We start from the raw sequence: 15486 nt of genomic DNA on the forward strand, positions 1-15486 counted from the left end.
GTCCGTCCTGGTGGATCACTGGCCGGAGAGCTCGCTCGCATCTGCCGCGTCCCGGCGCAGGCGTGCCCGCCAGCTCACCACGTTGCCGATCGCCAGGACCGGCCACGCGAAAACGGCCAGCCACGGCCCCGGCCCGCGGCCGCCCTGCGCGAGCTCCCACACCGCGTAGCCCGTCATGAGGACGAACAAGACCGCCGCAGCCAGGTACACCGACGGTGCCCAGCGAGGATCTTGCGATGCGATGAGTCTCATGCGCGCGACAGTACGCGCACCACCCCGGACGCACGTGCGTGGTGGTACGACCACGGAATCTCGGGGTGGGGCCACGGTCCGATGTGCGCGCAGCGGTCGTGGCGATCTTCTCTGCGCGGGCATCTGAGTAGTCGGTCGAGCGCATGCCGCGGAGTACGGTGTAAGTCCCTTCGCGAAGTCGCGTAAGTGGGTCCGCGCCAGCGCACCCCGCCGCAGGTCACAGCAATCGTTGGCACCCCGCCCACTCGGGCTGACGATTGGGACCGAAAGAGCACGGCGAAGGACCCGACACCGTTCCTGGTGTCGGGCCCTTCGCCCTTCATGTGTGGACGAGCCCACGGCAGCCCACGTCATCGAAGCCATCCTCCACAACAGCCCACGCATCGCTGCGAACGTCGATACCCTCCGGCGCAAGCGGTCACGCCCCGGACTGTGAGGCCCGGCAAGGGCATCGGACAGGAGACGTGACGAATGACGGACGAGACCGAACCCACCGCGGCCGGCTGGGACGCGATCGACTCCGAGTGCAAGCGCCTGTACGGCGAGCAGGTCCCCCGGCACGTGGGGTACGCACCAGGTCGAGCGTTCGGGTCGGTCCTGCAGGGATGCAGCGCCTTCCGGGCGCAGGACCACTGGCACTACGTGACGTACGGGCTGAGCAACATCTTCGACGACGACGAAGGTGAGAACGACGGCTTCAGCGGTTGGGGCTACGAACTGACGTGGCGCGTCCGTGATCTGGCCGGCGGCGAGGAGCCGCCGAGCTGGCCGTTCGCCATCCTCCAGCGCCTCGCGAAGTGGGCGGCGGAAGCGCCGGTCCTGCTCGAGGAGGGCACACGGCTGCACATCGGCGGACCTGTCACCGGCTTCCCGCACACCGACGGACCAGACACGGACCTCACTGGCATCCTGCTGGCCAACGATCCGCTGCTTGGTGAGATCTCTACGGTCAACGGGCGTGTCACATTCCTGCAGTTCGTCGCTGTTGATGCCGGCGACATTGCGCTCGCCAAGGAGAACGGGTCTGCTGCAGTGCTTGAGCGACTGGTCCAAGACGACCCCCTCCTCGTGACCGTGGTCGGGCAGTAAGGTGCTGACGCACTTCGTGAGTCAGCGCCACGGCGACGTCCGCGAGATCGAGTTCGTGGCACGCCCGGGCATGAGCCCAACCGCCGCGCGCGAGCTCTCCACGGCACTGGAGTCCATCCCCTGGAACCAGCTTCAGCACGCCTACGGACCTGCGGGCGAGGTACCGGCGCTCCTGTACGCCGTCAGCCTTGGCACTGACCCCGTCAGGCTCGAGGCGTGGTGGGAGCTTTGGGGCAACATCCACCATCAGGGCACGGTCTATGAGGCCACACCTGCGTCCATCCCGTTCCTCGCCCGGATCGCAGCCGACCTGGACCACCCCGACCGTGTCAACGCGCTGTCGTTCCTACGTCAGGTCGCCGTCGGTGGCGGCACGTTCGCTGCACAGACCCGCGCGGCCGTCGAACGAGACCTGTCGCCCGTCCTCCAGTCCTGGCAGCAGCAGTCTGAACTCGTCCAGCGAGCTCTGCTCCTACTCACTTCGGCGTTCCCCGACCGCCTCACCCAGTACCCAGAGCTCATCGAGCAACTCCCGTCGCACCTTCAGCCCGCGTGGGACGAACTGGTCGACGCGGGAGGCAGCCCGACCACCTTGGCCGGGGACGAGGAAGACGTCGGCGAGAACGACGAGTTGTGGGACCGGCAGGGCGAGCTCGAGCAGTGGGCGCTGGCCGGTTGGAACGAGCCAAGCGGCACCTGACCTGCCGGCGTAAGTCCCAACCCGGAGCCGTGTAAGCGCCGCCATCGAGCCGCCGTCACGCTCCAGGTCAGAACAACCGTTAGGACCCCACCCCAGAGTCACCAGCAAGAACCCCGGACGCGTCGGACGCGACCGGGGTTCTCGCATTTTTCACGGCTCGTCCGTGTCTTCCCGAGCATCGACTCGCCGCGGTGGCATGATGACGCGGAGTCGCATGAGGACCCTCGTCGTCAGGTCGGGTGCACGCCCCCGACCAGCGCGTTCACGGTCGTCGTGCCCTGGATCCCACCGTGGAGAGTGCCGTGCCGCAGCCCCTCTCGCTCGTCCCGCAGCCGCTGCGGTGCACGCAGCTCGACGACGCCCCGTTCGTGCTCGGCCCAGGTCTCGCGGTCCTCGTGGGCGAGAGCCCCGACGAGGTCGCCGTGGGGGTCCGGGTGGCCGACGTGCTGGGCCGGATCACGCGGCACGCCGTCGAGCTGCGGCCCGGCGCGAGCGACGAGACCGCTGCCTGTGTGGTCGTGCTGCGCCTCGACCCGCGGGCCGCGGTGCCGGCCCACGCCAGCACGCCGCTCGCCGACGCCGACGCGACCACGGCCGAGAGCTACCGGCTCACCGTGCGTCCCGGTCGGGTCGAGGTCGTGGCGCCCACCCCCGCGGGGCTGCTCGGCGGCTTCGTGACGTTCCGGCAGCTGCTGCGGTACAGCGACGACGGTGCGCTGGTGGCGCCCGCGGTGCACGTCGAGGACGTGCCGCGCTACCGCTGGCGCGGCCTGTCGGTCGACGTGGCGCGCAGCTTCTTCGGTCTCGAAGACCTCAAGGTCGTGGTGTCGCTCATGACGCACCACAAGCTCAACGTGCTGCACCTGCACCTGACCGACGACCAGGGCTGGCGGGTCGACCTGCCGTCGCGTCCTCGGCTCGCCCGCACGTCGGGCAGCACGGCGGTCCAGGGCGGACGCCCCGGGTACCTGTGCGCCGAGGCGCTCACCGAGCTCACGGCCTACGCCCGGGCCCGCAACGTGACTGTGGTGCCCGAGATCGACGTCCCGGGCCACGTCAACGCGGCCCTGCACGCCTACCCCGAGCTCACGCCCACGGGCGAGGACCCGGGTGGGTACACCGGGGTCGAGGTGGGGTTCAGCCGCCTGCACGCCGACCTGCCCGCGACGCACGCGTTCCTGCGCGACGTGTTCACCGACCTCGCGGCCCTCACCCCCGGCGAGTACGTGCACCTGGGCGGCGACGAGGTGCTCACGATGGACGCCCCCGAGTACGCGCGCCTGGTCGGCGCCGCGGCCGAGGTGCTGCGGACCGCGGGCAAGACCGTGGTCGGCTGGCAGGAGGTCGCGACCGTCCCGCTGCCGTCCGGCTCGGTGGTCCAGCTCTGGGACCTGCGTGAGGACCTGCAGCACGTCGTCGCCGCGACGCGGGCGGGCGCCCGGCTGCTGGTGTCGCCGGGATCGCGCACCTACCTCGACATGAAGTACGACGCGACGACGGTCGCCGGTCTCGAGTGGGCCGGGCACATCGAGCTGCGTGACGCGTACGACTGGGAGCCCGCGACCCTCGCCGAGGGGGTCGACCCGCAGGCCGTCATCGGGGTCGAGGCCGCCGTGTGGACCGAGACGCTGCACGACCTGGACGGTCTGATGCGGATGCTGCTGCCCCGGCTCGCGGCCGTGGCCGAGGTCGCCTGGACCGTGCCCGAGAGGCGCTCGTGGGAGGACTTCCGCACGCGGGTGGCCGGGCAGGGGCCGATGTGGGACGCCGCAGGGCTGGCCTGGCACCCGTCGCCGCAGGTCGACTGGCCGGCCCGGCCGTCACGGTTCGGGTTCGCGCCCTCGCCCGCACCGGCCGCCGACCCCGCCGTCGCCGGGTCCTGACAGGTCAGATCCAGCTGGGCAGCCACATGTGGATGTGCCAGAAGTCGTACGGCACCACCCACGCCGTCCAGATCGGGTAGAAGAAGGCGCTCACCACCACGAGCAGCCCGACGAACGCCCCGACCCAGATCACGGCGAGCCGCCGCTCGCGCGGGTCCTCGTCGGGTGGTCCGACGATCAGACCCAGCACGTACGTGAGCGTGAGCACGATCCACGGCACGAACGCGACCGAGTAGAACGTGAAGATCGTGCGCTCGGCGTACATGAACCACGGCAGCCAGCCGGCTGCGATGCCCGAGAGCACAGCGCCCGCGCGCCAGTCGCGGCGCCACACGAGCCACACGAGGGCCACCACGATCGAGGCGGCACCGGCCCACCACAGCAGCGGGTTGCCGAGCGAGGTGATCGCCTGCGCGCAGTGGTTCGCGCCGCACGCCGCGCGGGCAGCGTCGCCCGTGAGGTCCGAGACCTCGGGCGGGAAGAAGTACGACGTGGGCCGCCACTGCACGATCCAGCCGAGCGGGTGGGCCGAGTACGGGTGCTCCGAGGTCAGGCCCCGGTGGAAGCTGTACATGTCCTGGTGGTACCGCCACAGCGAGCGCAGCGCCTCGGGCAGCCACTGGACGCCCTCGTCGGGGTTCTGCGCGGCCCACTGACGCAGGTACGCGTCGGGCGAGCGGAACCACGAGAACCACGACGCCAGGTAGGTGACCGCCGCGAGGGGCACCATGACCAGCCCGGCCGGGATCGCGTCCCGCAGGAGCGTCGCGACCGGCCACGACCGCACCCCCACCGAGCGGCGCGCTGTCGCGTCCCACAGCACGCTCAGGACCCCGAACACCGCCAGGAAGTACAGGCCCGACCACTTGGTCCCGATGCACAGGCCCAGCAGCACGGCGGCCGCGATGCGCCACCAGCGCACACCCAGCCCCGGGCCCCGGCCGAGCGGCAGGCCCGCGTCGACCAGCGCGGCCGTCCGGACCGCGAGCCGGCGTCTGGCCTGCTCGCGGTCGAGGATCAGCGCCCCGAACGCCGCGAGGGCGAAGAACATCACGAACCCGTCGAGCAGCGAGATGCGCGAGTGCACGATCGCCACGCCGTCGATCGCGAGCAGCAGGCCCGCGAGCGTGCCGAGCGCGGTCGAGGCGAACAGACGGCGCGCGATGCGGGTCAGCAGCAGCACGCTCAGCGTGCCCACCACGGCCGCCGCCAGCCGCCAGGAGGCCGGGTTGCCGGGCCCGCCGCCGAGCTCGATGCCCCACGCGATGAGCCACTTGCCCACGGGCGGGTGCACCACGTACGACGGGTCGAACCCCAGCAGGCTCGTGTCGCCCGACTCGAACGCCGGGTTCGCGTTCTCGCCCCACTGCGCCTCGTAGCCGCGCCGGAGCAGCGAGTACGCGTCCTTGACGTAGTACGTCTCGTCGAACACGAGCGTCCCGGGGGTGCCCAGCCGGACGAAGCGCAGCAGCCCGGCGAACGCCGTGACGGCCAGCGCCCACAGCCAGCCGGTCAGCCGGTCGCCCGGCGCGGCGTCGAGCAGCATCGTCCGGGTGCCGATCAGGCGGCGCAGCAGCCGCGTCTCGGTGGGCACCGCGGGCGCCTCGTCCTGCGGGGCGCCGTCGCCGGTGACGTCGACATCCACGGCGGAGAGGGTGCTGGTGTCCGAGGGCGTGGGCGACAGGGGGTCGACCGGGCGCTCGTCGGCGTCGTCGAGGGAGGGCGGCACGCCGTCATGGTAGGCGCGGACCGCACACCCGGGACAGTGCGGATGCCCGACTCGTCACCGGCGAACGGCGCAGGGTGCGCGCGGGCCGCACCGACGGAGGTGGCAGGCTTGCCGGTGTGACCACACCCCAGACCCCGACCGGCCGGCTCGTGCTCGCGGCGACCCCGATCGGTGACGTCGAGGACGCCTCGCCGCGGCTGCGCCGGCTGCTCGCCGAGGCGGACGTCGTCGCTGCCGAGGACACCCGGCGGCTGCGGGCGCTCGCGGCGCGCATGGGCGTGAGCATCGGCGGACGCGTCATCAGCTACCACGAGCACAACGAGGCGGGGCGCGCGGGCGACCTGCTCGAGGTCGTCGCGGGCGGTGGCACCGTCGTGGTCGTGACCGACGCGGGCATGCCCTCGGTGTCCGACCCCGGCTTCCGGGTCGTGGCCGCGGCGGTCGAGGCCGGCCTGCCCGTCACGGCGGCCCCCGGCCCCAGCGCGGTGCTCACGGCCCTGGCGCTCTCCGGGCTCCCCAGCGACCGTTTCTGCTTCGAGGGGTTCCCGCCGCGCAAGCCCGGCGAGCGTGCGCGGGCCCTGGCCGAGCTGGCCACCGAGCGGCGCACCCTCATCTTCTTCGAGGCCCCGCACCGGCTCGCCGACACCCTCGCCGCGATGGCCGAGGCGTTCGGCCCGCAGCGGCCCGCCGCGGTGTGCCGTGAGCTCACCAAGACCTACGAGGAGGTGCGGCGCGGCCCGCTCGCCGAGCTCGCCGCGTGGGCCTCGGCCGGCGAGGTGCGCGGCGAGATCGCTGTGGTCGTGGGCGGGGACGTCGACCGGGCACCCACCTCGACCCGGGACCTCGTCGCCGAGGTGCTGGCCCGGGCGGACGCGGGGGAGCGGCTCAAGGACGCCGTGTCCGACGTCGCCGAGACGGCCCAGGTGCCCAAGCGCGAGCTGTACGCCGCGGCGCTCGCGGCCCGCTCGCGCTGACCGGACGCGCTGACCGGACCCCGAGTCCTCAGGCGTCCTCGGACGCGACCAGCTCGGCCCCCGCCACGACCATCGCCACCCGCGCCTCGGCGCCCTGCTCCGGGGTCACCGGCACCGTGAGGTCCGTGAGCACCCGAGCCCGCAGACCCTGCGTGAGCGCGTCGAGCGTCGTGGCCTTGACGCAGTGCGACTCGGCGATGCCCACGACGTCGACGTCCGTCACCCGCGCGGCCGCGAGCAGCGTGGCGAGCGAGCGGCCGTCGGGGTCGACCGCCTCGAAGCCCGAGTAGGCAGCGGCGTACTCGCCCTTCTTGAGGCTCGCGTCGGGGAACAGCCGGGCGAGAGCCGGGTGCAGCTCCGCCTCGGCGGTGCCCGCGACGCCGTGCGGCGGCCACGTGTCCACGAAGTCCGGGGTGTCGCTGAAGTGGTGGCCGGGGTCGACGTGCCAGTCCTGCGTGGTCACGACCAGGTCGTAGCGGTCGCGGTGCTTCGCGGCGTACCCGGCGATGGCCTCGGCCACCGCGTGACCACCCTCGACCCCCAGCGCGCCGCCCTCGCAGAACGTGGGCTGCACGTCGACGACCACGAGCGCGCGGCGGGTCGTGGGGCGGGTTCCGGTGCTGGTCATGGGGGCTCTCCCGTGATGGTGCGGACTCTCGGCACCAGCCTCGCAGGTCCGGCGGGGCACGTCAGCCCCCGGTCGCAGCGAGCGCCGTCCCGTCCAGCGAAAGGCCTGTCCGTGGCAGCGTGGGCGCCGCTAGCGTGCGCGCATGGAGTTCCGTCGCATCCCCGGCCTGCCGCCCTACGTGTTCACGATCATCGACTCGCTCAAGCTCGAGGCCCGCCGCGAGGGCCGCGACGTGATCGACCTGGGCTTCGGCAACCCCGACCTGCCCAGCCCGCAGATCGCCGTGGACAAGCTCGCCGAGGCCGCGCAGAACACCCGCAACCACCGGTACTCGTCCTCGCGCGGGCTGCCGAAGCTGCGGCAGGCCGCGGCCGACCACTACCTGCGCCGCTTCGGCGTGAGCCTCGACCCCGACACCGAGGTGATCTCGACCATCGGGGCCAAGGAGGGGTTCAGCCACCTCATGTGGGTGCTGCTGCAGCCCGGCGACGCGGCCATCGTGCCGACCCCGAGCTACCCCATCCACATCTGGGGCCCGTACTTCGCGGGGGCCGACGCGCGCCAGGTGCCGATCGGCGACGGCACGGACGGCGCGGGGTACATCGACCGCGTGATGGAGGCGTGGGAGCTCGGCTGGCCCAAGCCGCGCGTCGTGGTCCTGTCCTTCCCGCACAACCCCACGACGACCACCATCGAGCTCGCCGACCTGCAGCGCCTGGTCGACTGGGCCCGGGAGCGCGACGTCGTGCTCGTGCACGACCTGGCCTACGGCGACATGTGCTTCGACGGCTGGAGCCCGCCGTCGATCATGCAGTGCGTGGGCGCCAAGGAGGTCGCCGTCGAGCTGTACTCGATGACCAAGTCCTTCTCGATGGCCGGCTGGCGCGTCGCGTTCCTCGTCGGGCGCCGTGACGTCGTCGACGCCCTCGCCAAGCTCAAGAGCTACCTCGACTACGGCACGTTCCAGCCGATCCAGATCGCCGCGACCGTGACCCTCAACGAGGCGTCCGACTACCCGAGCGAGCTCAACAAGGTCTACGAGTCGCGGCGTGACGCCCTCGTCGACGGTCTCGCGCGCATCGGCTGGGACATCCTGCGGCCGAAGGGCACGATGTTCGCCTGGGCCAAGATCCCCGAGCCGTACGCCGACATGGGGTCGATCGAGTTCGCCCAGCACCTGGTGCGCGAGTGCGACGTGGCGGTCTCGCCCGGCGTCGGCTTCGGCCCCGGTGGCGACGGGCACGTGCGGTTCGCGCTCATCGAGAACGAGCAGCGCATCGCTCAGGCCGTCCGCGGGCTGCGGCGCGGCCTGACGCGCCTGTGACCTGTGCCGCGCGGCGACCCGGGCGGTGACCCGTGCGGCGACCCGGCCGCCGCGTGGCGTGGCGACAGGGTGCGTGGTGGGCTGTCGGGGTGAGCCGCAGACCCCGCCGCCGCGTGCTGCCCCGGGTGGGTGCAGCGTGCGTGGCCGTGGTGCTCGCGGGGTGCACGGCCGCGGGCGACGGTGCCCCGACCTCGTCCGTATCCGCTCCGACGAGCGGCACCACGGGCACGGCCGTGCCCGGCCCCGCGACGCCCGACCCGGCTACGCCGGTCGAGGTGACCGACGTGACAGAGGTCGCCTCGGGCCTGGACGTGCCGTGGGGCATGGGCCTGCTGCCCGACGGCCGGCTCGTCGTCACGCAGCGTGACGCGGGGACGCTCGTGCTGGTGGGGCCGGACGGCCAGGTCACGGAGGTGACCGGCACCGGCGCCGAGGAGCTGCGGGACCTGACGCACGCGCAGGGCGAGGGCGGCCTGCTCGGGGTGGCCGTCGGGCCGACGGGCGAGGACCTGTTCCTGTACGCGACGACGGGTCAGGACAACCGCGTCGTGCGGGCGGCCCTCGACGGGACGGTGCTCGGCCCCCTCGACGGGGTCCTGGACGGGATCCCCGCGGCCCGCAACCACGACGGCGGGCGGCTGGCGTTCGGCCCGGACGGCTTCCTCTACGTGACGACGGGCGACGCGGGGCAGCGCCAGGACGCGCCGGACCCGGGGTCGCTCGCGGGCAAGATCCTGCGGGTCACGACCGGCGGTGACCCGGCTCCCGGCAACCCCGACCCGGGCTCGCCGGTGTGGAGCTCGGGGCACCGCAACGTCGAAGGGCTGGGCTGGGCGCCCGACGGGCGGATGTTCGCGAGCGAGTTCGGCCAGGACGCGTGGGACGAGCTCAACGTGATCGTGCCGGGCGGTGACTACGGGTGGCCCACCCACGAGGGCGACCCGGGGACAGACGACGGCACGGTGGCCCCGGTGGTGACGTGGGCCACGCGCGAGGCGTCACCGTCGGGGCTCGCGGTGACCGACGAGGCGGTGTACGTGGCGGCGCTGCGCGGCGAGCGGCTGTGGCGGGTGCCCCTGACCGCCGGCGGCGTGGGGGAGCCGCAGGCGCTGCTCGTGGGCGAGCACGGCCGCCTCCGCGCGGTCGAGGTCGCCCCCGACGGCACGCTGTGGGTGCTCACGGGCAACACCGACGGGCGCGGCGAGATCCGTGCGGGCGACGACCGGCTGCTGCGCGTGACGCTCGCCCCGGTGGTCGGCTGAGGGCGCGCCCACCGGCGGAATGGTCTGCGTCCGGCACCGGGCGCCGTCCTACGATGAACCCATGCCCGACGCGAGCTCGACCTTCTACCTGACGACGCCGATCTACTACGTCAACGACGCCCCCCACATCGGGCACGCGTACACGACGGTCGCGGCGGACGTCATCACCCGCTGGCACCGCCAGCGTCAGGAGCCCGTGTGGTTCCTGACCGGGACGGACGAGCACGGCCAGAAGGTCATGCGCACCGCCGACGCGAACGGCGTCACGCCCCAGCAGTGGGCCGACCGCCTGGTCGAGGGCTCGTGGAAGCCGGTGCTCGAGACGCTCGACGTGCGCAACGACGACTTCATCCGCACCACGCAGCCGCGGCACACCGAGCGCGTCCAGGCGTTCATCCAGGAGCTCAAGGACAAGGGCGAGATCTACGCCGGGTCGTACGAGGGCCCGTACTGCGTGGGCTGCGAGGAGTTCAAGCTCCCCGGCGACCTGGTCGACGGCACGGGGGAGTACGAGGGCCAGAAGGTGTGCGCGATCCACAGCACGCCCGTCGAGATGCTCTCGGAGCAGAACTACTTCTTCCGGATGAGCGCGTACACCCAGCGGCTGCTGGACTTCTACGAGCAGAACCCGACGTTCGTGCAGCCCGCCAGCGCGCGCAACGAGGTGATCTCGTTCGTGAAGCAGGGTCTGCAGGACCTGTCGATCTCCCGCAACACGTTCGACTGGGGCATCCCGATCCCGTGGGACACCTCGCACGTGCTGTACGTGTGGTTCGACGCGCTGCTGAACTACGCCACGGCCGTGGGCGTCGACTCGGACGACCCCGAGGAGAAGGCCCGGTTCGAGCGGACCTGGCCCGCGAACGTGCACCTGGTCGGCAAGGACATCCTGCGCTTCCACGCGGTCATCTGGCCGGCCATGCTCATGGCGGCGGGGCTGCCGCTGCCCGGGCAGGTCTTCGCGCACGGCTGGCTGCTCGTCGGCGGCGAGAAGATGAGCAAGTCGAAGCTCACGGGCATCGCCCCGAGCCAGATCATCGACACGTTCGGTTCGGACGCGTTCCGCTACTACTTCCTGCGCTCGATCGCGTTCGGGCAGGACGGGTCGTTCTCGTGGGAGGACCTGGCTGCGCGCTACCAGGCCGAGCTCGCGAACGGCTTCGGCAACCTGGCCTCGCGCGTCGCGGCGATGATCGGCAAGTACTACGGCGGCGTGCTGCCGCAGACGGGCCCGCAGGCGGAGGCCGAGGAGGCGCTCGCGGCCGTCGCGGCCCGCGCGGTGACCGACGCCGAGGACGCGATGGACCGGCTCGCGCTGCACGAGGCGATCGCCGCCGTGTGGACGGTGGTCGAGGCGACCAACGGGTACATCACCGAGCAGGAGCCGTGGAAGGTCGCGAAGGACCCGGCCGAGGTCGGGCCCGACGGCGCCGCGGTGCAGGGTGGACGGCTCGCGACGATCCTCGTCACGGCCGCCGAGTCGCTGCGCGCGCTCGCGGTGCTGCTCAACCCGGTGACCCCGAAGGCCGCCGCGGCGCTGTGGGAGTCGCTGGGTGCCGAGGCCGCGCTGGGTGCCCTCGACCTGCAGCCCGTCGACGCCGCGGCCCGCTGGGGCCAGCTGCGTCCCGGCTCGGTCGTCACGAAGGGCGCGTCGCTGTTCCCGCGGATCGAGGAGCCGGCCGCGTCGTGAGCCGTCGTCCCCGGGAGCGCGGCTGGCCGGCCGACCCCGAGCCGCTGCCCGCGCCCGTCGTCGACAACCACACGCACCTCGAGAGCGTGCTGGGCTTCGACGTGCCCGACGAGCCGGCGCGCACCCTCGACGACCACCTCGCGCGCGCCGCGTCGGTCGGGGTGACGCGCCTGGTGCAGGTCGGCTGCGACCTCGACGCGGCCGCGTGGACGGACACCCTGCTGCGCGAGCGCGCCGCGGCGGGGGACACGTCGCTGCTCGGCGCCGTCGCGGTCCACCCGAACGAGGCTGTGCTGCACGCGGGGGTCCGTGAGGTCGCGCCGGACGGTCTCGAGCCGTCGCCCGAGGCCCGGCACGACGTGGACCTCGCGGCGGCGATGTCCCGGATCGCGGACCTCGCGCGCGGCAACCCGCGGATCCGGGCGATCGGCGAGACCGGCCTGGACCACTTCCGGGCCGGACCCCAGGGTCGTGCGGTGCAGGTCGAGGCGTTCCGGTCGCACGTCGCCCTCGCCAAGGAGCTGGGCCTCGCGCTGCAGATCCACGACCGCGACGCGCACCAGGAGGTCCTGGACGTGCTGCGGCGCGACGGGGCCCCCGAGCGCACCGTCTTCCACTGCTTCTCGGGCGATGCGGAGATGGCCCGCACGTGCGCCGAGCAGGGCTGGTTCCTGTCGTTCGCCGGGCCGGTGACGTTCGGCGCGAACGCGGGCCTGCGCGAGGCGCTGCACGCGGTGCCGCTCGGTCACGTGCTCGTCGAGACCGACGCGCCGTACCTCACGCCGCACCCCTACCGGGGTCGGCCGAACGCGCCGTACCTGCTGCCGCACACCGTCCGGCGGGTCGCCGACGAGCTCGACCGGGACGTGGCGGAGGTCTGCGCGAGCCTGGCCGCGACGTCCGAGGCGGTCTACGGGCCCTGGTGACGACCCGCCCGCCACGACCGGCGGCCGCTGCCGCCGGTCGAGTGAGAAGCGGGTGAGAACCCGGTCGGTCGTCCGGCTCCGGCTACCGGTCCTGGTCACGGATCGGTTACGGTCGGACCGCCCCCCGGGCAGCGCCGCTGCTGCCGTCGTCCTCCGATCCCCAGGAGCACCCTGTGCCCACGCCCGACGCACCGCCGCAGACGCGGCGTGAACGCGCGGCGCTGCGGGAGGCCCAGGAGCGCGCTCAGCAGCAGCAGACGCCCAGCCTGTCACGATTCGCCCGGCTCGGTGCGCAGGCCGTCGTCCTCGCGCTCGTCGCGGGCGGGACGAGCGCCTTCGCTGTGCTCCACAAGTCGGTCACGGTCGACGTGGACGGCGTCGACGTCGAGGTCAGCGCGTTCGGTCGCACCGTGGGTGACGTGCTCGCGGGTGGCGGCATCGAGGTGGGTGAGCGTGACCTCGTCGCGCCGGCCCTCGGTGAGCACGTGGCGAACAACTCCCAGGTCGTCGTGCGGCACGGGCGTGAGCTCGACGTCGTCGTCGACGGTGCCGAGCAGCGGGTGTGGACCACGGCGCTCACGGTCGGCGAGGCCGTCGACGGGCTCGGCCTGCGAGGTGGCGACACGATGCTGTCGGCCGCGCGCTCGGCCTCGCTCGGGCGTGAACCGCTGCGGGTCTCGACCCAGAAGACGATCCACCTGGTGGTCGACGGCCAGGTCATCGACGGCGTGAGCAGCGCCCCCACGGTCCGTGAGGCGCTCCGCGAGATCGGCCTGGTGCTCGAGGAGGGCGACGCGCTCTCGGTGCCGCTCGACGCGACGGCCGTCGACGGGCTCGTGGTGCTGGTCACGCGCGCGAGCCAGAGCGGGGAGACCGAGACCGAGGCGCTGCCGTTCGACGTCGAGGAGACCGAGGACCCGACGCTCACGAAGGGCACCACGAAGGTCGAGACCCGTGGTCGGGCGGGCGTGCGCACCACCACGTACTCGCTGTCGGTCGTGGGCGGCGTGGTCGTGGACCGCGCGGTCGTCGCGACGGCCGTCACTGTCGAGCCCGTCACCCAGGTGGTGCGGATCGGCACCAAGGAGCTCGCGTCCGCGGCGGTCGAGCCCGGCACGTCGCAGGCCATCGGCAAGGAGCTCGCGGCTGCGCGCGGCTGGGGCGACGACCAGTTCTCGTGCCTGCTCGAGCTGTGGGACCACGAGAGCGGCTGGCGGATCGACGCCGAGAACAAGTCCTCCGGGGCGTACGGCATCCCGCAGGCGCTGCCCGGGTCGAAGATGGCGAGCGTGGCCGACGACTGGCGCACGAACCCTGCCACGCAGATCACGTGGGGTCTCAACTACGTCGCGGGCCGCTACAGCACCCCGTGCGGGGCCTGGAGCTCGTTCCAGTCGAAGGGCTGGTACTGACCCCTCCGGGACGTGCGCGCTTGGCGAAACTGTCACGCACCAGTTACGTTCTCATGTCGCCGTACGGTCCGGGCGCGTCCCTGACGCTCCCGTCGCCGGGCGACGACGGCCCTCCCTGAGTGGGGATCTGGGCCGTGACAGCCGGATCGGGGATCCGGACCAGCGGGTGCGACCTCCTGAGGGTGCACGACGACGTGAGCCTGTGCCCACGCGCGCTGGGTGCCGTCAGCGGCGCACCGCACCCCCGTGCCCGGGCCCGATGACGTCTGGAACCGTGTGACCCACTCGACCCGTACCGCCGGCATAGCCGCGCGCGTCGCCCACCCCCTGTCCCAGCTCCGCGAGCGTCCGGCCGACTCCAGGTCCGGCTCGATCCGCACCCGCATCCTCCTGACCGCCGCAGCGGTCGCCCTCGTCGGGACCGGCACCGCCGTCGCGGCTGAGGCGCACAAGACCGTCACGCTCGACGTCGACGGCACCACCACCACGGTCAGCACCTGGTCCGGCAGCGTCGAGGGCCTCCTCGACGAGAAGTCCGTGAGCACCTCCGAGCGTGACCTGGTCGCCCCCGAGGGCAAGCTCACCGACGGCTCCGAGGTCGTGGTGCGCCACGCCCACGAGATCGACGTGCAGACCGACGGCACCGCCGAGACCGTGTGGACCACCGCCCTGACCGCCGACGAGGCCCTCGAGGCCCTCGAGGCCCGCGGCGCCGACGTCCGGCTCGTCGCCTCGCGCTCGCTCGACGGCGGACGCCCCGAGCTCGCGCTCGCCCTCACGCTCGACGGCCCGGCCGACGTGCTCGTGGACGGCCAGACCCTCACGGTCGACGACGGCTCGACCACTGTCGCCGAGGCGCTCGACCACCTCGGCGTCACGCTCGGCGAGCTCGACACCGTCACCGTCGCCAAGGCCGACGGTGGCCGCGTGCAGGTCGTCGTGAGCCGCATCGCGGTCCAGGACGTCACGAGCACGGTCGACGTCGCCTACGCGAGCACCTCGGTCGACGACGCGACCCGCTACGTCGGGCAGAAGAGCGTCGTGACGGCCGGGGTGACCGGTCAGCGGACCGTCGTCGAGCGCGTCACCACCGTGGACGGCGTCGAGACCACCCGCGAGGTGCTCTCCGACGACCTGACCCGTGCGGCGGTCGACGAGGTCGTCAAGGTCGGCACCAAGAAGCGCACCTCGACGGGTACGTCGTCGGCGGGTTCGTCGTCGACCGGCGGCGCGATCACGGCGGGCGGCGCGGCCGACTCGCTCAACTGGGCCGCGCTCGCGCGCTGCGAGTCGGGCGGCAATGCCTCGGTCGTGTCGGCGAGCGGCAGGTACCACGGCCTCTACCAGTTCTCGGTCGCCACGTGGCAGGCCGTGGGCGGGTCGGGGCTGCCGTCGCAGGCCTCGGCCGACGAGCAGACCGCGCGCGCCAAGATGCTCTACAACCGTGCGGGCGCCGGTCAGTGGCCCGTGTGCGGCAAGAACCTGTTCGGCTGACGCTGCTCGGCCGACCACCACGAGCGTGCTGCCCCCCGGGGTCGCACGCTCGTGGTGCGTCACGGGTCAGGCCCGCGCGTGCACGCCCGACGCGGGGGCCCGGTCCGTCGGCCGTTAGGCTTC

The 15486-nt window shown here is 72.9% G+C and carries 13 protein-coding genes; 10 read left to right on the top strand and 3 right to left on the bottom strand.

Annotated features, from left to right (window positions below; genetic code table 11):
* Nucleotides 1-15: 15 nt before the first annotated feature.
* Entirely contained in the window at nt 16-252 is a 237-nt protein-coding gene (locus ACGIF2_RS07785; RefSeq protein WP_396045222.1) for a hypothetical protein, read from the bottom strand.
* A gap of 471 nt (nt 253-723) precedes the next feature.
* On the opposite strand from ACGIF2_RS07785, the gene ACGIF2_RS07790 reads away from it, so the two are divergent.
* The 3 genes from ACGIF2_RS07790 (at nt 724) to ACGIF2_RS07800 (ending at nt 3924) form a co-directional block, all read left to right on the top strand.
* Nucleotides 724-1341, top strand: coding sequence for a suppressor of fused domain protein (locus ACGIF2_RS07790; protein WP_396045224.1), 618 nt, complete (start codon nt 724-726; stop codon nt 1339-1341).
* Between the two features lies 1 nt (nt 1342).
* Nucleotides 1343-2041 carry a hypothetical protein gene (locus tag ACGIF2_RS07795; protein WP_396045226.1) on the top strand — a complete coding sequence of 233 codons (699 nt, stop codon included), beginning with the start codon at nt 1343-1345 and terminating at the stop codon, nt 2039-2041.
* A 302-nt stretch (nt 2042-2343) separates the two neighbouring features.
* The gene (locus ACGIF2_RS07800; RefSeq protein ID WP_396045228.1) at nt 2344-3924 is read left to right on the top strand and encodes a family 20 glycosylhydrolase; all 1581 of its coding nucleotides are present in this window, start codon (nt 2344-2346) and stop codon (nt 3922-3924) included.
* 4 nt (nt 3925-3928) lie between these two features.
* Here the strand turns inward: ACGIF2_RS07800 and ACGIF2_RS07805 are convergent, their stop codons facing one another.
* On the bottom strand, nt 3929-5653 hold the full coding sequence (locus ACGIF2_RS07805) for a dolichyl-phosphate-mannose--protein mannosyltransferase (RefSeq protein ID WP_396045230.1): 1725 nt from the start codon (nt 5651-5653) through the stop codon (nt 3929-3931).
* 116 nt (nt 5654-5769) lie between these two features.
* On the opposite strand from ACGIF2_RS07805, the gene rsmI reads away from it, so the two are divergent.
* The gene (gene rsmI, locus ACGIF2_RS07810; protein ID WP_396045232.1) at nt 5770-6627 is read left to right on the top strand and encodes a 16S rRNA (cytidine(1402)-2'-O)-methyltransferase; all 858 of its coding nucleotides are present in this window, start codon (nt 5770-5772) and stop codon (nt 6625-6627) included.
* A 28-nt stretch (nt 6628-6655) separates the two neighbouring features.
* Here the strand turns inward: rsmI and ACGIF2_RS07815 are convergent, their stop codons facing one another.
* Entirely contained in the window at nt 6656-7255 is a 600-nt protein-coding gene (locus ACGIF2_RS07815) for an isochorismatase family protein (protein ID WP_396045234.1), read from the bottom strand.
* 142 nt (nt 7256-7397) lie between these two features.
* Between ACGIF2_RS07815 and ACGIF2_RS07820 the strand changes: the two genes are divergently transcribed.
* The 6 genes from ACGIF2_RS07820 (at nt 7398) to ACGIF2_RS07845 (ending at nt 15363) form a co-directional block, all read left to right on the top strand.
* Nucleotides 7398-8579: an aminotransferase class I/II-fold pyridoxal phosphate-dependent enzyme gene (locus ACGIF2_RS07820; RefSeq protein WP_396045236.1), complete on the top strand. Its 1182-nt coding sequence runs from the start codon at nt 7398-7400 to the stop codon at nt 8577-8579.
* Nucleotides 8580-8668: 89 nt separating this feature from the next.
* Nucleotides 8669-9841, top strand: a complete 1173-nt coding sequence (locus ACGIF2_RS07825; RefSeq protein ID WP_396045238.1) for a PQQ-dependent sugar dehydrogenase — start codon at nt 8669-8671, stop codon at nt 9839-9841.
* A gap of 61 nt (nt 9842-9902) precedes the next feature.
* Nucleotides 9903-11531 carry a methionine--tRNA ligase gene (metG, locus tag ACGIF2_RS07830; RefSeq protein WP_396045240.1) on the top strand — a complete coding sequence of 543 codons (1629 nt, stop codon included), beginning with the start codon at nt 9903-9905 and terminating at the stop codon, nt 11529-11531.
* Entirely contained in the window at nt 11528-12457 is a 930-nt protein-coding gene (locus tag ACGIF2_RS07835; protein WP_396045242.1) for a TatD family hydrolase, read from the top strand. Before metG ends, ACGIF2_RS07835 begins: the two co-directional genes overlap by 4 nt.
* Before the next feature lie 173 nt (nt 12458-12630).
* A complete protein-coding gene (locus ACGIF2_RS07840) occupies nt 12631-13869 on the top strand; it encodes a ubiquitin-like domain-containing protein (RefSeq protein WP_396045244.1) in 1239 nt (412 codons plus the stop codon).
* A 246-nt stretch (nt 13870-14115) separates the two neighbouring features.
* Nucleotides 14116-15363 carry a transglycosylase family protein gene (locus tag ACGIF2_RS07845; RefSeq protein ID WP_396045246.1) on the top strand — a complete coding sequence of 416 codons (1248 nt, stop codon included), beginning with the start codon at nt 14116-14118 and terminating at the stop codon, nt 15361-15363.
* Nucleotides 15364-15486 lie beyond the last annotated feature (123 nt).

Source organism: Cellulomonas sp. P22 (assembly GCF_044392165.1).